Below are 17,300 nucleotides of genomic sequence, written 5' to 3' on the forward strand. Positions count from 1 at the left end.
AACTTTACATTTTTATGATTTGCCCGTTTCATCATCAACTTTATGTGTTGCTGTAAAGGAAAGAGTTTTCAAAACCAGTGCTGATCTTCAGGTGATACCTGGTGTTATTTGGCAGTTATTGGAAGGGGGGATTATTGTAGATATCCGGTTGTTTCTGTTTACCTTATTGTATACAATTTTAAGAAGAGTTGGTGTTTATTACAACATCTGAAAGATGTTGATCGCTTGTTACAATATTTTTTGTGATATGGTAAATAGGGTGTTCGCCTGAACACGGCAAGTTGTGTTTTGAGTGCCTCATAACTGTTTTTTGTGCCTCAAAACAACTTGCCCTGCCGGGAGCTTTGAAACACTCTCCGAAGTCGAGGTTTATAAACTTTAAATGGATATCTATGAATGATCAGAAAAATAATAAGAGAAGTAAAGGTGGGCGAAAACCAAAGATAAACCCTTGTAATCACCGTTATGTTTTTCGGCTGGATGATGAAGATAATAGCAAATTTCTGTCTTTATTTGAAGCCTCTGGAATAGATAATAAAGCTAAATTTATAACTTCTGTATTGTTTTCAAAAGAAATAAAAACAGTAAAAATTGATAAAGGTACTGTTGATTTTTACATGAGGCTGACTTCCTTTTATTCCCAGTTCAGAGCAGTGGGCGTGAATTACAATCAGGTAGTTAAGTTATTATATACTCATTTTACCGAAAAAAAAGCTGCGGCATTTCTATATCAATTGGAGAGACACACTGCTGAACTTTCAGCTTTGTGCCGGAAAATTATCGAATTGGCTAATGAATTTACTAACCGGAATATAGAAAAATGATGGTTCAATGATTGCAAAAATTGGCAGAAGCAGTAATTTATATGGTGCCTTAGCCTATAATCATCATAAGGTGGAAAAGGGACATGGACAAATTTTGTTGATGAATAAAATGGTGGAATCCACAGATGGGAAATATACTATACCCCAACTCATGAGATCTTTCGATCCTTATCTGGCTGCCAATCAAAAGACGGAAAAACATACTTTACATATATCGCTCAATCCCGATCCGAATGATAAGGTCAGCGATAAGAATTTTGTGAAGATGGCAGAAGAGTATATGAATGGAATGGGGTACGGTGAACAGCCTTACATGGTTTTTAAACACACTGATATCGACCGTACCCATATTCATATTGTGTCTGTATGTGTTGATGAAAATGGCAGGAAAATATCAGATCGATTTGAGAAAAGACGGTCGATGAATATGTGCAGACAACTCGAAAATACCTATAATTTATGGCCAGCTGCAGAAGGGCAGAAGGTGAAAAATAACATGGTTTTCAAACCGGTTGATTATCAGACTGGAAATATTAAACATCAGATCGCCTCCGTGATCAGGAATATAGCTGATGTGTATTCCTTTAAAACACTTGGAGAGTACAATGCGCTGCTTTCACTTTTCAATATAGCAGTTGAAAAAATTGATGGCGAATTGCATGGAAAACCACAGCGGGGGTTGGTGTATTTTGCATTGGATACAAACAAACATAAAATTGGAAACCCATTGAAAGCTTCAAGCATTGGAAAAGCTGCACTCTTACCTGCACTGGAATCTCATTTTTTAAAAAGTAAAGAATCTATTCTTCAATCGAATAAAACTGAAATAAAGGGCTGGATTGATAATGCCCTCAAAGTGAGTCATCATGAAAAAGATTTTGTGGAGAAATTAAAGTCTGTGGGTGTTAATACGGTAATCCGCAGAAATGAAGCCGGACGTATGTATGGAATCACGTTTATCGATCATAACACCCAAACAGTATGGAATGGTTCAAATTTGGGAAAAGGATACTCCGCTGCTGTTTTTAATGATTTATGGAAGAATCAGGAGCATTTAAATAAATCCTCTGATGCAAAGCAGACAGAAGCTGAATCACTCCCAACAAATCAATTTTTACCCCTTCAACTTCATCCCCTATTTGGATTCTTAAATGATGACAATCACGATTTACATGACTTTGAATCAATGGACTCATTTCCCGGATTGTTGCCAACAGTGCAGGGAGAAGACGATGAAGAACAGTTTTTTTCACAGCAAATGCGAAAGTGGAAAAAGAAAAGAAAAAGATAGTCTAATGATTTCTTACCCTTAGCCTTCTTTTTGCATAATTGCCTGTACTTTTTGCTGTAATTCCTTTTTATCAGGTAAATACAACTGGTATTTGGAAACAAATATTTTATTAGAAATACCACCTGTTGCATATTCCACCAATACTTCATCTTTTTCCGCAGAAAGGATAATGCCTATAGGCTCATTATCATCCACAACATTTTCTTCAGATTTAAAGTAGTTCAGATATAAATTCATTTGTCCTATATCATTGTGCTCAACCTGTTTTATTTTTAAATCAATCAGCACAAAACATTTTAAGATACGGTGGTAGAATACAAGATCAATATAAAAATGCCTGTTACGAAGTGATATCTTATACTGTCTTCCGACAAATGTAAAACCCTTTCCCAGTTCTAAAAGAAACATCTGCAGATTGTCAATAATCTTCTGTTCCAATGCTTTTTCGGTAACACGATGACTTTGAGGTAATTTGAGAAAGTCCAAGACATACGGATCTTTTATAGCCTCTGTGGAATCGGTTACGATATGACCTTTTTCCGCCAGTTGCAGTACGCCCTTTTTATCTTTGCTCAATGCCAGTCTTTCAAAAAGGGAAGAGTTGATCTGCCTTTCCAGTTCACGGTAGCCCCAATTTTCCAGTACTGCCTGTTTTTCATAGAACTTCCTTGCCGTATCATCAGAGATGCCCAGCAAAGTAACCAGATGAGTCCAGCTTAATTTGGCAGGCACTGCCTGCCATTTTTGATAGGTCAGATAAAATCTGCGCATATCTAAAATATTACGCCTGCCAAATCCTTTGCCGTAACGCTGCCTCAGATCTTTGGAAAGTGTTGCCAGTAAGTTACTTCCGTATTCTGCACGTTCCTCACCATGCTGCTCGTATTCCACGATATGCCTGCCAATTTCCCAGTTGGCTTTCACCAGTTCAGTATTAACTGCCTTGACCGCATTTTGTCTTGCAACCTCAATAGCGGATCCGATACTGTCCAGTAATTCAGTGTATTTTGATTGTACAGGTTTCATTGATATTTTGTTATAAGACAAATGTAAAAAATTCCCTGGTCAACAACTGCTATGATTCATGAGAAAATAAATTTCGGTACTGTGCCAAATGCTTCCTTATAATGCCTGACACTGCCAGTGTAGAAAGCAGACTTCTGTTACCCGATAAATTCATCATCCTAACTCTAAAAATAAATGATATGCAGGGTGAAGATGATCTACGGGGCTTAGCTAAAATTATGGCTTTTATGCGTACCGTCAGTATTTTAATGGTACTGATGCATTATTACTGGTATTGTTATCCATTTTTTCATGAAAAAGGATGGACATTGGAAGTTATCAACAGAATACTGCTGAATTTCCAAAGAACGGCAGGGTTGTTCTCTCACTGTCTCTATACAAAAGTTTTTAGCATTGTATTACTCTCTCTAAGCTGCCTGGGAACAAAAGGAGTAAAAGACGAGAAGATAACCTGGCCTCGGATTATCGGCTTCATGGCAGTAGGAACGGTGTTGTTTTTCTTGAATACTATTTTGCTGAGATGGGGCGGGGCAGGCATTCTTTTATATATGCTTTCAATGTCAGTAGGATATATCCTCCTAATGGTATCAGGGGTATGGATGAGCCGTTTGTTAAAACATAACCTGATGGATGATGTATTCAATAATGAGAATGAAAGTTTTATGCAGGAAACCCAACTGATGGAAAATGAATATTCTGTTAACCTTCCCACTAAATTCTATTATAAAGGAAAATGGAATCAAGGCTGGATTAATATTGTTAACCCATTCAGGGCAACCATTGTCCTGGGGACACCAGGTTCAGGGAAATCATACGCCATTGTTAATAATTATATCAAACAGCAGATTGAGAAGGGGTTCTCCATGTACATCTATGATTTTAAGTTTGATGATCTTTCAACAATTGCTTATAATCATGTATTGAAACATCAGGATAAATACAAAGTAAAACCGAAATTTTATGTCATTAATTTTGATGATCCCCGAAGAAGCCATCGGTGCAATCCTTTAAATCCTGACTTTATGACGGATATTTCAGATGCCTATGAAGCAGCTTACACCATCATGCTCAATTTAAACAGAACCTGGATTCAAAAGCAAGGAGACTTCTTCGTGGAATCTCCCATTATTCTTTTAGCTGCTATTATCTGGTTCCTGAAAATATATGAAAATGGTAAATACTGCACTTTTCCGCATGCCATTGAACTACTCAATAAAAAATACTCTGATGTTTTCACAATATTAACTTCTTATACTGATCTTGAGAATTATCTTTCCCCTTTCATGGACGCGTGGCAAGGTGGCGCACAGGACCAGCTTCAGGGGCAGATTGCCTCTGCTAAGATTCCTTTATCACGAATGATATCTCCTCAGTTATATTGGGTCATGACCGGAGATGATTTTTCATTAGATATCAACAATCCGAAAGAACCGAAAATATTATGTGTAGGGAATAACCCGGATCGGCAGAATATCTATTCAGCAGCACTGGGTTTGTACAATTCCAGAATCGTAAAACTCATCAATAAAAAAGGACAACTAAAGAGTTCAGTGATTATTGATGAATTGCCTACGATTTATTTCCGGGGATTGGATAATCTGATTGCAACCGCAAGAAGTAATAAAGTAGCTGTCTGCTTAGGATTTCAGGATTTTTCTCAGCTGACCAGAGATTACGGAGACAAAGAAAGTAAAGTGATTCAGAATACAGTAGGCAATATATTCAGCGGACAGGTAGTCGGAGATACCGCAAAAAATCTTTCAGAGCGTTTTGGAAAGATTTTGCAGAAAAGGCAAAGCATAACCATCAACAGAAATGATAAATCTACTTCCATATCTACCCAGCTAGACAGCTTGATACCGGCTTCCAAAATCTCAACATTAAGCCAGGGAATGTTTGTAGGAGCTGTATCTGATAATTTTGATGAAAGAATTGAACAGAAAATGTTTCATGCAGAAATCGTAGTGGATAATGAGAAAGTAGCTGAAGAAACTAAATTTTATCAGCGGATACCAGAGATTTTATCATTTGTAAATGATAGTGGAGAAGACCGGTTCACATCAATTATTGAAGAGAACTATAAAAAAGTGAAGCTTGATATGGTAGAGATTATTGAAAATGAAATGAAGCGTATTAAAGCCGATCCTGAGTTACAGCATTTAATACCCAAAAAATAAAGTAAAAATCCCCGGAGACCGGGGATAAAAAACTAATAACCATGAAAACTCAAATTAAACATGAGAATCGGGTGCAAATTTAAAACAAATGATTCTCTTTTCCGATTTACTGTGTCTATGCGTTATATTGTTAATTAAGTTTGCTTTTATAAGAGTCGTTGTGAGATTAGGAAATCAATAGTATTGAGCTGCTTTATCGTCTTTTTTGTTCAAATTCAAATGAACTTTCAGCTTTTTCGTTAAGGATGATATGGGCATTAAAAGTTTTACCTGATCTGCTTTTCATACCCTTGATTAATGCGGTTCTCCCGTTTTTGACAAGTCTTTCAATGTCGGCTGTTTCGATCCGGGTTCCGCAGATATTTCGGAATTGATACCAGTTACAATACGTATCAGGACATTTTATAACACGATCATCAATCATCAATGACTGGGTTTTACATTTGGGACATACAATACCGGGAAGATGAGTTCTTTCAATTTTTATCTGCAGTAATTCTTCCGTAATCGTCATCGTGTAGTTTTCAATGTTCTTTTGAAATTCAGCAGCACCCAATTCATTATTCTCAATATCCTCCATGGACTGTTCCCATTCTGCAGTCATAGAAACGTCCGCAATTTTTTTATCCTTAACTAAATCATATACCTGTAAGCCTTTATCAGTAGGAATAAGCAGTTTCTTTTGCCTTCTGATATACCCCCTGTCAAGCAGTGTCTCAATAGTAGAGGCACGCGTGGCAGGAGTGCCGATTCCGATATTCTTTACATATTTTCGCTGCCATGTTTCTTCAATATTTCTGCCTGCATTTTCCATTGCAGAAAGCAGGGTTTCTTCGGTATAAAGGCTGGGAGGCTGCGTTTTCTTTTCCAGAACAGCAAACATTTTAATCTTTAGATCCATTCCTTCTTTTAACTCAGGAAATTGCCGGATTTCATCGATACCTTCAGAAAAATTGCCGTTGATATGGTGCCAGCCTGTTTGTAATATCTTTTGTCCCTTAGCTGTAAAATCATAGTGAAGTACCTGTAAACTGATTTCTGTGATTTCTTTGACACATGGCGGTGAGACGGCCTCAAATAGTCGAAAAGCAATCAGATCATATATCACCTTTTCTTCTGAAGTAAGTGCTGAAGGTATTTTTTCTGTAGTAAGCAGCCCGTGATGATCGGTAACTTTAGCATTCTTGACAATGCTTTTATTGAAGTTTCCCCATGGGATTATGCTTGCTGCGGTTTTATAAGGCTCCCATTCCTGCAGTACTCTTATGAGATCTGGAATGTCCGGCCATAGATCTTCTGAAATATATTGGCTGCCCGTACGTGGATAGGTAATGAACCTTTTTTCGTAAAGGCTTTGGGCAATATCGAGTGTTCGCTCAGCACTGAAGCTGAATCTTTTATTAGCTTCCTTCTGAAGGCCGGTTAAGTCAAACAGAAGAGGAGCATGTTCTGTTATGGGGTGTGAAGTAATCGCAGTGACTGTTGCTGTAGTCCTGTTTCTTTCCAGTGATTTTACAAAGTCCTCAGCTTGTTTTTTATCGCTGAATTTGAGTACTCCAAGACTTTTGAACTCCACAAAATCTTTTTGATGCATAAGCTCAATCTGCCAGTATTGCTGGCTTGTGAACTCTTTATATTCTCTATAACGTTTGCAGAGTAAAGCTAAAGTGGGAGTCTGGACCCTTCCAAGTGAATATAACCCGTCATCTGCTGCTATAGTTAGTGCCTGGGTCGTGTTAATATCTAATAACCAGTCGGCTCTGTTTCTGCACTGAGCAGCATGGAATAATCCATCATATAGGTGACCCGGCTTCAGATTTTGAAAACCGTGCCTAATGGCTTTTTCAGTGAGTGAACTGATCCATAATCTTTCAAATGGCAGGGTACAGTTCAAATACTCATAGATGTACCGGAAGATCAGTTCCCCTTCTCTTCCTGAGTCTGTAGCAACAATAATACTGCTGCATGATGTAAACAATTTTTCTATGATTTTTAGCTGTTTGGATACGCCAGGATCAGTTATCAGTTGTTTTTCTTTTCTTACTTTTCTGATGGTTAGTTTAAAAGGGTCAGGTAAAATAGGTAAAGTCTGCTTTTTACAAGCTGAAATGCCATAATCTTCTGGCATCCCGAGTGTAATCAAATGGCCAAAAGCCCAGGTAACGGCATAGCCATTACCGGTCAGATATCCATCTTTCTTTTCTGTTGCTCCCAAAACCATTGCTATTTCTCTGGCAACACTTGGCTTTTCTGCTAATACTGCTTTCATAATGATTATTAATTGAAGTGGGTATTATAGGCGTTTTCTAGCGCGGGACTGAGCTTTGTCCTGTTTTAACTGCTGGCTTTTGTCTTTAGGTGCCTGCTGACCCTTTTGTAGAGGCTTCTTTAAATGCTTGGTGGCTTCGTTGGTCTTGCCTTCTGAATTCACTGCTGTCTGGGTTGTATGCTCCTCAGTAGGCTTTGCCTTATGTTGGATTTTATCAGGATTCTGAAATGAGAAATCGATTTTTCCGTTCTCCTGATTAAGAGTGATATATCCTTGATAAGGCTGATTCTTTTTATCCAGCAATCCGTCGAGATAAATCGTTTGACCTGCTTTAAACTGACTGTACTGCTCGTCACTTAATTCTTTGCCTCTGAATGATCTTGGTATCTCGGTCTGTTTATGGGTTTGAGATTGTTGCTGAATCTGCTTTTGATCAAAAAGAAATTCAACATACTTTTTATCGGCATTAAACTGGACATGGGCATTGAAAGAATCTCCTTTGGTAGAGATCATTCCTTCCAGATATAATGCTTTGCCTTCTATCAGCGTCTGCTTTTGGGCTTCATCTAATCTAACACCCTTGATTTCATCAGGGATTCTGATGTTTTCTACTTTATAGGCAACAAGTTCATTAGTCAGCCGGTCTCTGCTGATAAGGGAAGGAATGATTTCATCAGTCTTTGGATTGACAAGATCTACAACACGTCCCATATTTCCGGTTTCCATTAGATTTTTCCGGTCTTCAGCAGTAAATTCATGACCCAGAAACTTAAAATTGAAATTAGGTTCTTTTCTGATGCCGTGGAGATTGATCATGACATTGCCGGCATCATTAGTGCTGAGTGAAAGACGGGCGTCTGTCCGGATAAGCGCTGTTCCGAGATTAAGACTGATGGGAACGAGACCATTGGTTTTGAATCCCCTTAGCATGGGTTCCAGGGCATTGGCTTTTTCTAATTTTTCCTGCGTCAGCCCAAATTTTGACATCATATCCCAGTCAATCTGATCCTGGGAGTACTGATACTCTTTTTCTGTTGATGGATTTGTACTCATTGTAATGGTGTTTGGGTTACTATTTTATAGGTCTTCAGAAATTCTTCACCTTCACTGCTTGAATGCTTGAGGCAATGCTCAATCTGTTTTCCAATTTTTTCAGATTCTTTGAGAGGAGAGGTAAAAAAGTTAAATGAAGTAGGGTTTTTGAGCTGGCTGAGGAAATTGGAAAAAAAGTTGGAAAATAAATCGCCCTGCTTATCAATTTTTAAAAATTGATTCTGGTTTTTCCGGGTATTGGATACTGTTTTCAGATCACCTTTTTCATCAACAGTTTTTACCACTTCTATTTTATTGGTCTTAGGGTTTAAAACCAGTAAAGTGTTAATTAATGCAGGATCAGGATTTTGGGTATTTGCTATATCTTCCATGATGTTAAGTATTGATTTAACATCGAAGTTAGACCTATTGGATAGGAAAAGTTAAAAGTGGAAGTAGATGGGAATATTTGGCTGGGATTGTCTGGAAAATACCAATAAGACATTAATTTTTTAACAGCTTTTTGTTGCTACTATGGTAAAAATAATTAATTTTACGCCGTCTCGATCGAGACGTTTTTTTTTCATCATTTGTGTTTTTTGTCCTGTTTATTATTGATAAAACAGGATTTTTATCTATAACTGGAGTGCTTTTCAAAAAGATTCATACCAATAATTTTATTATGCATGTTGTCATAGATCAGCTCTACCGAAAAATTTGAAATTTCATACAAAACATATCTTGATTGGGAAACCATTCTTTCACTGATGATGCGTCCATGAGTTAGTACAAGTTCATATTGTGTCTGGCGATCGGTTAAATTCTGAAAATCGTAATAGGAGATATTCATAGTTATAATAATGGGATAGTGTAAATTATTTTAATCTAATTTTTTTGAAAACTTTTCATCAAGTATCCGGATATCTTTTTGAATCCCAAGCAGTATTTCCTTCACATTATAGTTTTCAAAAAGCTCAGGTTCAAAATCTTCAGGAAATATTCCAGAAGCATACTGCCATACTTCAACGATTTCTCCGAAAGGAATATCATAAGGTGTATAAAATGAATTGTCAGCTGCTACGGTTATTGATTTTTCATTCAAAGAGATAAGTCTTTTATAAGAGATACCATCATTCAGGGTGACGAAAACATAACTTTTGCCGGACTTTAAATCCTTGATATTTTCTATATATTTCCCGACAATGTAAGAACCGTCTTTAAAGGGCGGCATGGAATCGCCTTTTGCCGGAAACGCTCTGTATTTTCCGTTGGTCAGAAAGGGTAGTGAAATTCTCTGTAAGCTTTCAATATATTCAGGATCACTGTATCCTGATAAATATCCCATGGAGGCTTTTTGGGGAACAATTTCAATACTGTTGTTACCTAATTGATCAACGATAACTGGTAGAACAATTCTATTATCCGGAAGTCTCAATACATCTTCTAAAGGATATTTCCTGATATCCACTGTCAAAAGAAGATCAATACTTAAATTGAAATACTTTGAAATTCTGATCAGTATTTCGTAGGGGGCTTCCGAACGCCCGTCCTCATATTTTGAATACCGGACCCTGCTCAGCAAAATTTTATCCGCCAGTTCCTGCTGGGATAATTTTTTCTGAGTTCTTAAAAACCTGATGTTATCTGAAAAAATTGACATTGATACAAATTGTATCTGCAAATATATGAAAAATGATACATATAGTATCTAATTTTGTGACGTGAACCGGGCGATTGTACATATGGATCTGGATACATTCTTTGTATCCTGCGAGAGACGTAATAATTCTCAGCTTGACGGAATTCCCCTGATTATTGGCGGAGGTGACCGTGGAGTGGTAGCATCATGCTCCTATGAAGCAAGGAAATTTGGAGTCCGTTCTGCCATGCCGATCCGAATGGCAGTCCGGTTGTGCCCTGATGCGAAAGTCATCCGGGGAGACCATGAGCTGTATTCCAATTTATCTCATACCGTGACTGAAATTATCCAGGAAAGAGTTCCGGTAATGGAAAAGGCGAGTATTGATGAGTTTTATCTTGATCTTTCAGGTATGGATAAATTTTTCGGTTGCTATCAGTGGACCCAGGAAATTGCGGCAGCTGTTACCAAAGAAACAGGACTTCCTATAAGCTTTGCTTTATCTGCTAATAAAACTGTTTCAAAGATAGGAACGGGAGAAGCGAAACCGGTGGGCCGACTGGAAATTAAAGATTTAGAGATCAGATCTTTTTTAAACCCTCTATCTATTAAAAAGATTCCGATGATGGGAGACAAGACTTTTCAGTTATTATCAAGAATTGGAATCCGTACCATTCATACGCTGTCTGAAATGCCCGTTCTGGTTTTACAGCAGATGATCGGCGTGAACGGAAAAGAGCTTTGGAAAAAAGCTAATGGAATTGATGAAAATCCTGTAGTTCCTTATTCTGAAAGAAAATCCATTTCTACGGAAAGAACCTTTACCAATGATACTATGGATGTTTCAGAATTGAAAAGGCTGATATCGGGAATGGCGGAACAGTTAGCGTATCAGCTCAGAAAGGAAAAATGGCTGACATCCACAGTGGTTGTAAAAATACGGTATGCCAATTTTGATACCGAAACCAAACAATGCAGAGTTTCTTATACTTCTGCAGATCACACCCTTTCAAGAGTGGCTCTGGAATTATTCAATAAAGTATATACCAGAAGAATGAGGCTTCGTCTGGTAGGGCTGCGCTTTACCGGACTCGTGCATGGGAATCACCAGATGAACCTGTTTGAAGATACTGAAGAGCAGATGAATTTATATCAGACCATGGATTATCTGAAGAACCGATATGGCATGAGAGCAGTAGGCAGAGCTTCAGGTTTTGATTTTGAAAAATAATTTTAAATTTTTAATAATGTTTTTGAATTGTCATTCTTTTCACAGCCTTCGGTATGGGACCTTATCCATAGAGGAATTGGTGCAGCAGGCTTATGCATCAGGGTGTACAGAGCTAGTACTGACGGATATAAATACCGTTACCGCTATTTATGATTTTAAGAAAGAATGTGAACGGGTTGGTATTAAACCTATCGCAGGCGTTGAGGTACGCAAGGAAGGCAAACTGTTGTATATTGCTGTTGCAAAAGAGTTTTCAGGAATAAGAGAAGTCAATACCATTATTACTCAGCATAACTGTGACGATAAGGAACTTTCAGAGACAGCGCCGGAATTTGAAAATATCTTTGTGGTTTATCCTATGAGTAATATCCCGGAAGTCTTAAAGGAAAATGAACGGGTTGGGGTGAGAATAGAGGAACTGAATTTTTTGATAAGACCTGAGTACCAGAAACTGATTTCCAGAATGGTAGTTCTGCATCCTGTTACATTCAGAACCGGTGAGGAGTATAAACTGCATAAAATTCTCAGGGCCATTGATCATAATACCTTATTGTCAAAGCTCACTAAACGGGATATATGTAGGGAATCAGAATATTTTATGACTGAAAAGGAGATTGCAAAGGCATTTGAAAGATATCCGGAGATTGTTACAAGAACAAAAGCAATGCTGGCACAATGCAGCTTTGAATTTGATTTTAAAAAGGTAAAGAATAAACAATTTTATACAAAATCAAAAGCAGATGATGTAAAATTACTTCGCAGGCTGGCATATTCAGGACTGGAAAAAAGATACGGAACTCATCATGAAATGGCCAGATTAAGAGTGGAAAAAGAACTGAAAGTGATCGATGAACTTAATTTCTGTTCTTATTTTTTAATAACCTGGGATATTATCCGTTACAGCAACAGCTTGGGGCTTATGCATGTGGGAAGGGGAAGTGGTGCTAATTCTATTGTAAGCTATTGTCTGGGAATAACCGACATCTGTCCTTTGGAATTGGACCTGTATTTTGAACGTTTCTTAAATCTTAACCGGAAGTCTCCGCCTGATTTTGATATCGACTGGAGCTGGCAGAACAGGGATACGATATTGGAGTATGTTTTTGACCGGTATGGAAAGGATCATGTAGCCTTTTGCGGAACCAATGTGGAGTTTAAATACCGGTCTATTTTCAGAGAAGTGGGAAAAGTGTTTGGACTTCCTAAAGAAGAATTGGATGATCTGGCGACAAAGCCTATGGAAGACCATGAAAGGAACAAGGTAGTGCGGATGGTACAAAAGTATGGTAAGCTGCTGGAGAAATTTCCCAATCAGAGAAGCATGCATTCCTGTGGAATTCTGATTTCTGAAGAACCCATTACAAGTTATACGGCACTTGAAATGCCTCCCAAAGGTTTTCCGATTGTTCAGTTTGATATGAATGTGGCAGAAGATATCGGGTTGGAAAAATTTGATATTCTTTCCCAGAGAGGACTGGGTACCATCAATGATACGGTAGCTCTTATTAAGAAAACAAAAGGAATCGCTGTGGATATCCGCGATACATCACTGTCAAAAGATGAAGAAAAGACCAATGAATATCTGGCGATAGGAAGAACCATCGGCTGTTTTTATATAGAATCTCCCGCCATGCGCGGTCTTTTAAGAAGACTTAAGTGTGATAATTACAGAACACTGGTCGCCGCTTCCTCCATTATCCGCCCGGGAGTGGCTCAGAGCGGAATGATGCGGGAATATATTTTCAGGCATAACCATCCGGATCAGTTTGAATATTTTCATCCGGTATTTGAAGAGCATCTGAAAGAAACCTATGGCATTATGGTATATCAGGAAGATGTGATTAAGATTGCCCAGTACTTTGGAGGATTATCATTAGCGGACGGGGATATCTTACGAAGAGCCATGAGCGGAAAAGGAAGATCGATTAAAAAGCTTCAGCAGGTGAAGGATAATTTCTTTGCATCCTGTAAGGAGAAGGGCCATTCGGAACTGTTGACCGCTGAGGCATACAGACAGATTGAATCTTTTGCCGGGTATTCTTTCTGTAAAGCACACTCGGCATCCTACGCGGTGGAGAGTTATCAAAGCTTGTATTTAAAGGTGTATTACCCATTGGAATTTATGGTGTCAGTGATTAATAACCAGGGAGGATTTTACAGAACTGAAGTCTATATTCATGAAGCAAAAATGTCGGGCGGAAATATCCAGGTTCCCTGTATTAATAACAGTGAGTATCAGACAACACTGAAAGGGACGGATATCTATCTGGGATTAATGCTTTTGGAAGGGCTGGAAACAAGAATTGCCCACGGTATTGTCGAGGAAAGAAAAACCAACGGAGTATATACCTCATTGGAGAATTTTATAAGACGTATTCCCATTGGTATTGAAACCATACAGATCCTGATTTTTATCGGCGCCTTCCGGTTTACTGGAAAACCTAAAAATGAACTGCTTGTTGAGGCGAGAGTTCTGCTTGTTAACTTTAAGCCTGAAAACAGAGGGCTTATGCTGATTGAAGAACCGGTTCAGGAATTTAAGCTTCCTGAATTAAAGCGGGAACATTTTGAGGATGCCTTTGATGAAATTGAACTCATTGGGTTTCCTGTTTCATGCAGCCCTTTTGATCTGTTACAGACCCGGTACCGGGGTTCTGTTTTGGTGAAGGATTTATTGAAGTTTCATAAGCAGCAGGTTAAAATGCTGGCGTATCTGATTTCAAGAAAACATGTACCCACGAAGAAAGGCACCATGTATTTTGGTACGTGGACCGATGTGAACGGAGATTATTTTGATACCGCTCATTTTCCTGATAGTCTAAAGCAGTATGATTTTCAGGGTGGCGGATGTTATCTGCTCCTTGGAACCGTGGAAGTCGATTTTCATTTTCCTACCGTTACCATTCATAAAATGGCAAAGATGCCCATGATTCCTGATCCAAGGTATGCTTATGATAAAGAAAAACAATATGATATTCACAGGCAGATCAGGGAAGATGTAAGCATGACCTATAGAGAACCTTATCCGCAGGCCCATGAGATTGGATTGCCAAGACATAAGATACAGTAGTAATAGTAAAATTTTTGATAAGAAGAATTATGAATCAGTTAAGTTTATTCGATACAGAAGCGTTCTATGAATTTCCAAAGGATCTTTTGGAATACAGGGAGCATTTCCTAAGTAAAGAGCAAGCTGATCAGTTAAAAGATAAGCTGCTCAATACCGCGTCATGGGAACAGCGTACACAGAAAATGTATGATAAAATGGTATTGACTCCACGGCTGACAGCATGGTATGGGGATTCAAAAGATTATGGTGCTCAAGAAAAAGAAAGGCCAAGAAATCCATGGACTCCTGAACTGTTCTTGCTCAAGGAAAGGATAGAAAAAGAGTTTAACTGTAAGTTTAATGGAGTTTTATTAAATCTCTACAGAGACCATAATGATTCTGTGGCCTGGCATAGAGATAAAGAAAGCCGGTATGGTAAACGGCCTGTGATTGCCTCTATCAGCCTTGGGCAAACCAGGAACTTTGATTTCAGGAAAAAAGACCACCATGCCAGTAAGTACAGTTTACCGCTTCCGCATGGTTCTCTGCTTATCATGAAAGGCGATTTGCAGGAAAACTGGGAGCATCGGATAGCTAAATCTATAATACCCATGAAAGAGCGGATTAATCTGACGTTCAGGTTAGTTCTTGATTCTTAGGTGTGTATAGATGTTTTAAGGTAATAACCTGTTTTTCATGGTTTACTATTGTTGAAAGTATTTTGGAAACATGTATCTGAAAAACAGGTTATTCTTTTTTTATGGCTCAAGCCCAGGGCCGCCACATGAATTATACGGAACGCATGTTAATTTATCATTTATAAAACATAGTCTGGTACAATCTGCTCCGCCAACAATTGTTTTTAATTCTGCTTTGTTAAGCTTTTTTAAATTTTTCATATTAATATATTTTATGTTCACAACAAATCTCAAGAATAATTATTATATAATAGTTTAAATTAACGAATTTTAACGTTCAAACCTTGTTTGTTACTTTGCATTCCAAAATTGATGTTCTAAGAAATGATCGTTTTTTAACAATAATACTATATTCGTTGACCCCATACTTTTTCTCTATTCTATCAGATCTGGTAGTACAATAGTTGTTATAATTTATCAAAAAACTTCAACCGGCAGGGTTCCATTTTTCTAGGGATAAAATACGACATGTTTTGTCGTTTACGGAGTGTATTTTTGTAAAATAAAATGGTTGATAATGTGGATGCATATTATTGGGAATTCTAGCAATGCTAGGTTTGAAAAGTTAAATTAATAAAATAACAATACCTTTGAAGTCATTTAATTTTGAGTTTGAAAAACATGCAGGGAAATGAGTTGGCATATCAGGTTTATTCTCCGGGATCGGTACTTGGCCTTTTTAGTAATGCATTAAAACTTAATGCAACGGTTAATCTTATTTATCTTAAGGGAAGATACTCTTTTGGTGGTGGAAAAGCCTATGGAAATTATTACTATGATAATTTATTTTCAGAATCTGATACAATTTCTATTGGGGTACGGGTTTCTGCGTTACTGAGAAGTAAGATTGAAAATAATGAGATTTATACCCTCAGAGGATATATTGAGAAAAATATTAAGAACTCTTCTGTGGAACTTCGCTTTGTAGTGGATGAGATTATTCAGCAGGAAGAACGCGCAATTTCGGAGGAAGAATTACAGAGATATGAGCTTATCCAGAAGAAGCTTGGGAAGGGTTCTAAGGACCTGGAAACTGTGATCAGAGAGAAGATTCTGAAAGATGAGCCGATCAGAATTGCTAACATTTATGGAAATAATGCGATTGTCCAAAGAGACTTTGCAGAAGGATTGGATGTTTCCCAGAAGTATTTCCAGGTCTCGGAATATACCTGCAGTATTACTTCATCGACCTCTATTGTTTCCAAACTTGAAGAAGTTTCAGCATTAGGCTACGATATCATAGCATTGGTAAGAGGTGGGGAGACAAACAAAGTATGGAAACTTTTAATGATTTACAGCTTTCAGAGCTGTTTATTACAATAGAAGCAGTAACAGTCACAGCAATAGGGCATACGGTAGATGAAACTTTGCTCGATAAGCTGGCAGATAAAAGATTTCATCTTCCTCATGATTATGGAGCAGGGCTTCACTCCATCGTTGAAAAGTTGTCTCATGAGAAATCAAATTCCCGGGCATTACTGATTGATGAAGTTAAAAAGGATGTAGGCAAACAGTTTGCAGAGCAAGTGTTAACACTGGAAAAGCAGCTTAAAACGAAAAATGACGAATTTACCGAAGCACAGAAAAACTTTAAGGAGCAGGCTGAAAATCAGGTAAAGATTTTTACGGAGCAGCTTAAGGTTCGTAATGAAGAGGTAGAGAAGTTAAAGAGGGATCTTACTGAAAAACATGGCCAGCAGGTAAAAACTTTAACAGATCAGCTTTCAAAAAGAACTGAAGAGTTCCAGAAATTTCAGGAGTCTTCGGCTAAACATCTTCAGGAAACACAAAAGAGTTTTTCAGAACAGCAGAAACTAAGACAGCAGGAAATGGAAAGCTATAAAAAGGAACTCAATGTTTTACATGAGAAAAACTTACAGTCAGTTATTAATGAGAAGACAGCTTCTCTAAAGGCTGCAGTAGAATCTTTACAGCAGGAAAATATAAGACTGAATACGGCGGTTAAAAATAGTAAAACAGATTATATAAAGATTGTAATTGCAGCTGTTATAGCTTTAGTAACAGGGTTTTTATTGGCAAAGTTATTTTAAAGCAGCATAAGAT

Annotated in this window: 15 protein-coding genes; 8 read left to right on the plus strand and 7 right to left on the minus strand. The window is 37.8% G+C overall.

Features of this window, described 5'->3' with window-relative positions; all coding sequences use genetic code 11:
• The first annotated feature begins 392 nt into the window (after positions 1-392).
• Both mobA and mobB read left to right on the plus strand, forming a co-directional pair.
• Complete coding sequence (gene mobA / locus AB1278_RS09505) at positions 393-824, plus strand: conjugal transfer protein MobA (protein ID WP_330746801.1); 432 nt, start codon at positions 393-395, stop codon at positions 822-824.
• A gap of 7 nt (positions 825-831) precedes the next feature.
• Positions 832-2,115, plus strand: coding sequence for a conjugal transfer protein MobB (gene mobB, locus AB1278_RS09510; protein ID WP_330746800.1), 1,284 nt, complete (start codon positions 832-834; stop codon positions 2,113-2,115).
• Between the two features lie 18 nt (positions 2,116-2,133).
• On the opposite strand, the gene AB1278_RS09515 is transcribed toward mobB, so the two are convergent.
• A complete protein-coding gene (locus tag AB1278_RS09515) occupies positions 2,134-3,141 on the minus strand; it encodes a PDDEXK nuclease domain-containing protein (protein ID WP_227942488.1) in 1,008 nt (335 codons plus the stop codon).
• A gap of 179 nt (positions 3,142-3,320) precedes the next feature.
• Between AB1278_RS09515 and mobC the strand changes: the two genes are divergently transcribed.
• Positions 3,321-5,318, plus strand: coding sequence for a conjugal transfer protein MobC (gene mobC, locus AB1278_RS09520; protein WP_330747665.1), 1,998 nt, complete (start codon positions 3,321-3,323; stop codon positions 5,316-5,318).
• A gap of 193 nt (positions 5,319-5,511) precedes the next feature.
• Here mobC and AB1278_RS09525 read toward each other — a convergent pair whose 3' ends face one another.
• The 5 genes from AB1278_RS09525 to AB1278_RS09545 all read right to left on the minus strand — a co-directional run bounded on the left by AB1278_RS09525 (position 5,512) and on the right by AB1278_RS09545 (position 10,279).
• Positions 5,512-7,587 (minus strand): DNA topoisomerase, encoded by a 2,076-nt coding sequence (locus AB1278_RS09525; protein WP_429813967.1) that lies wholly within the window; start codon positions 7,585-7,587, stop codon positions 5,512-5,514.
• 24 nt (positions 7,588-7,611) lie between these two features.
• Complete coding sequence (locus AB1278_RS09530) at positions 7,612-8,640, minus strand: DUF3945 domain-containing protein (protein ID WP_429813970.1); 1,029 nt, start codon at positions 8,638-8,640, stop codon at positions 7,612-7,614.
• Positions 8,637-9,011, minus strand: coding sequence for a hypothetical protein (locus AB1278_RS09535; RefSeq protein WP_429813973.1), 375 nt, complete (start codon positions 9,009-9,011; stop codon positions 8,637-8,639). The genes AB1278_RS09530 and AB1278_RS09535 overlap by 4 nt, the downstream gene beginning before the upstream one ends.
• 239 nt (positions 9,012-9,250) lie before the next feature.
• Positions 9,251-9,469: a hypothetical protein gene (locus AB1278_RS09540; RefSeq protein WP_120231288.1), complete on the minus strand. Its 219-nt coding sequence runs from the start codon at positions 9,467-9,469 to the stop codon at positions 9,251-9,253.
• A gap of 30 nt (positions 9,470-9,499) precedes the next feature.
• Positions 9,500-10,279 carry an XRE family transcriptional regulator gene (locus AB1278_RS09545; protein ID WP_330746798.1) on the minus strand — a complete coding sequence of 260 codons (780 nt, stop codon included), beginning with the start codon at positions 10,277-10,279 and terminating at the stop codon, positions 9,500-9,502.
• Positions 10,280-10,340: 61 nt separating this feature from the next.
• Here AB1278_RS09545 and dinB point away from each other — a divergent pair, with 61 nt between their 5' ends.
• From dinB to AB1278_RS09560, 3 genes are read left to right on the plus strand one after another with little or no spacing between them, the layout of a single operon-like run.
• Entirely contained in the window at positions 10,341-11,489 is a 1,149-nt protein-coding gene (gene dinB, locus AB1278_RS09550) for a DNA polymerase IV (protein WP_429813977.1), read from the plus strand.
• Between the two features lie 16 nt (positions 11,490-11,505).
• Entirely contained in the window at positions 11,506-14,559 is a 3,054-nt protein-coding gene (locus AB1278_RS09555) for a DNA polymerase III subunit alpha (RefSeq protein WP_429813980.1), read from the plus strand.
• 29 nt (positions 14,560-14,588) lie between these two features.
• A complete protein-coding gene (locus AB1278_RS09560; protein WP_429813983.1) occupies positions 14,589-15,197 on the plus strand; it encodes an alpha-ketoglutarate-dependent dioxygenase AlkB family protein in 609 nt (202 codons plus the stop codon).
• Positions 15,198-15,296: 99 nt separating this feature from the next.
• Here AB1278_RS09560 and AB1278_RS09565 read toward each other — a convergent pair whose 3' ends face one another.
• Positions 15,297-15,437: a bacteriocin-like protein gene (locus AB1278_RS09565; RefSeq protein ID WP_110010354.1), complete on the minus strand. Its 141-nt coding sequence runs from the start codon at positions 15,435-15,437 to the stop codon at positions 15,297-15,299.
• A gap of 420 nt (positions 15,438-15,857) precedes the next feature.
• On the opposite strand from AB1278_RS09565, the gene AB1278_RS09570 reads away from it, so the two are divergent.
• Both AB1278_RS09570 and AB1278_RS09575 read left to right on the plus strand, forming a co-directional pair.
• Entirely contained in the window at positions 15,858-16,559 is a 702-nt protein-coding gene (locus AB1278_RS09570) for a hypothetical protein (protein WP_429813986.1), read from the plus strand.
• Complete coding sequence (locus AB1278_RS09575; protein ID WP_429813989.1) at positions 16,511-17,287, plus strand: exodeoxyribonuclease VII large subunit; 777 nt, start codon at positions 16,511-16,513, stop codon at positions 17,285-17,287. Before AB1278_RS09570 ends, AB1278_RS09575 begins: the two co-directional genes overlap by 49 nt.
• Positions 17,288-17,300 lie beyond the last annotated feature (13 nt).

Origin of the sequence: Chryseobacterium sp. NRRL B-14798, from assembly GCF_050470705.1 — a bacterium.
GTDB classification, from domain to species: domain Bacteria; phylum Bacteroidota; class Bacteroidia; order Flavobacteriales; family Weeksellaceae; genus Chryseobacterium; species Chryseobacterium cupriresistens.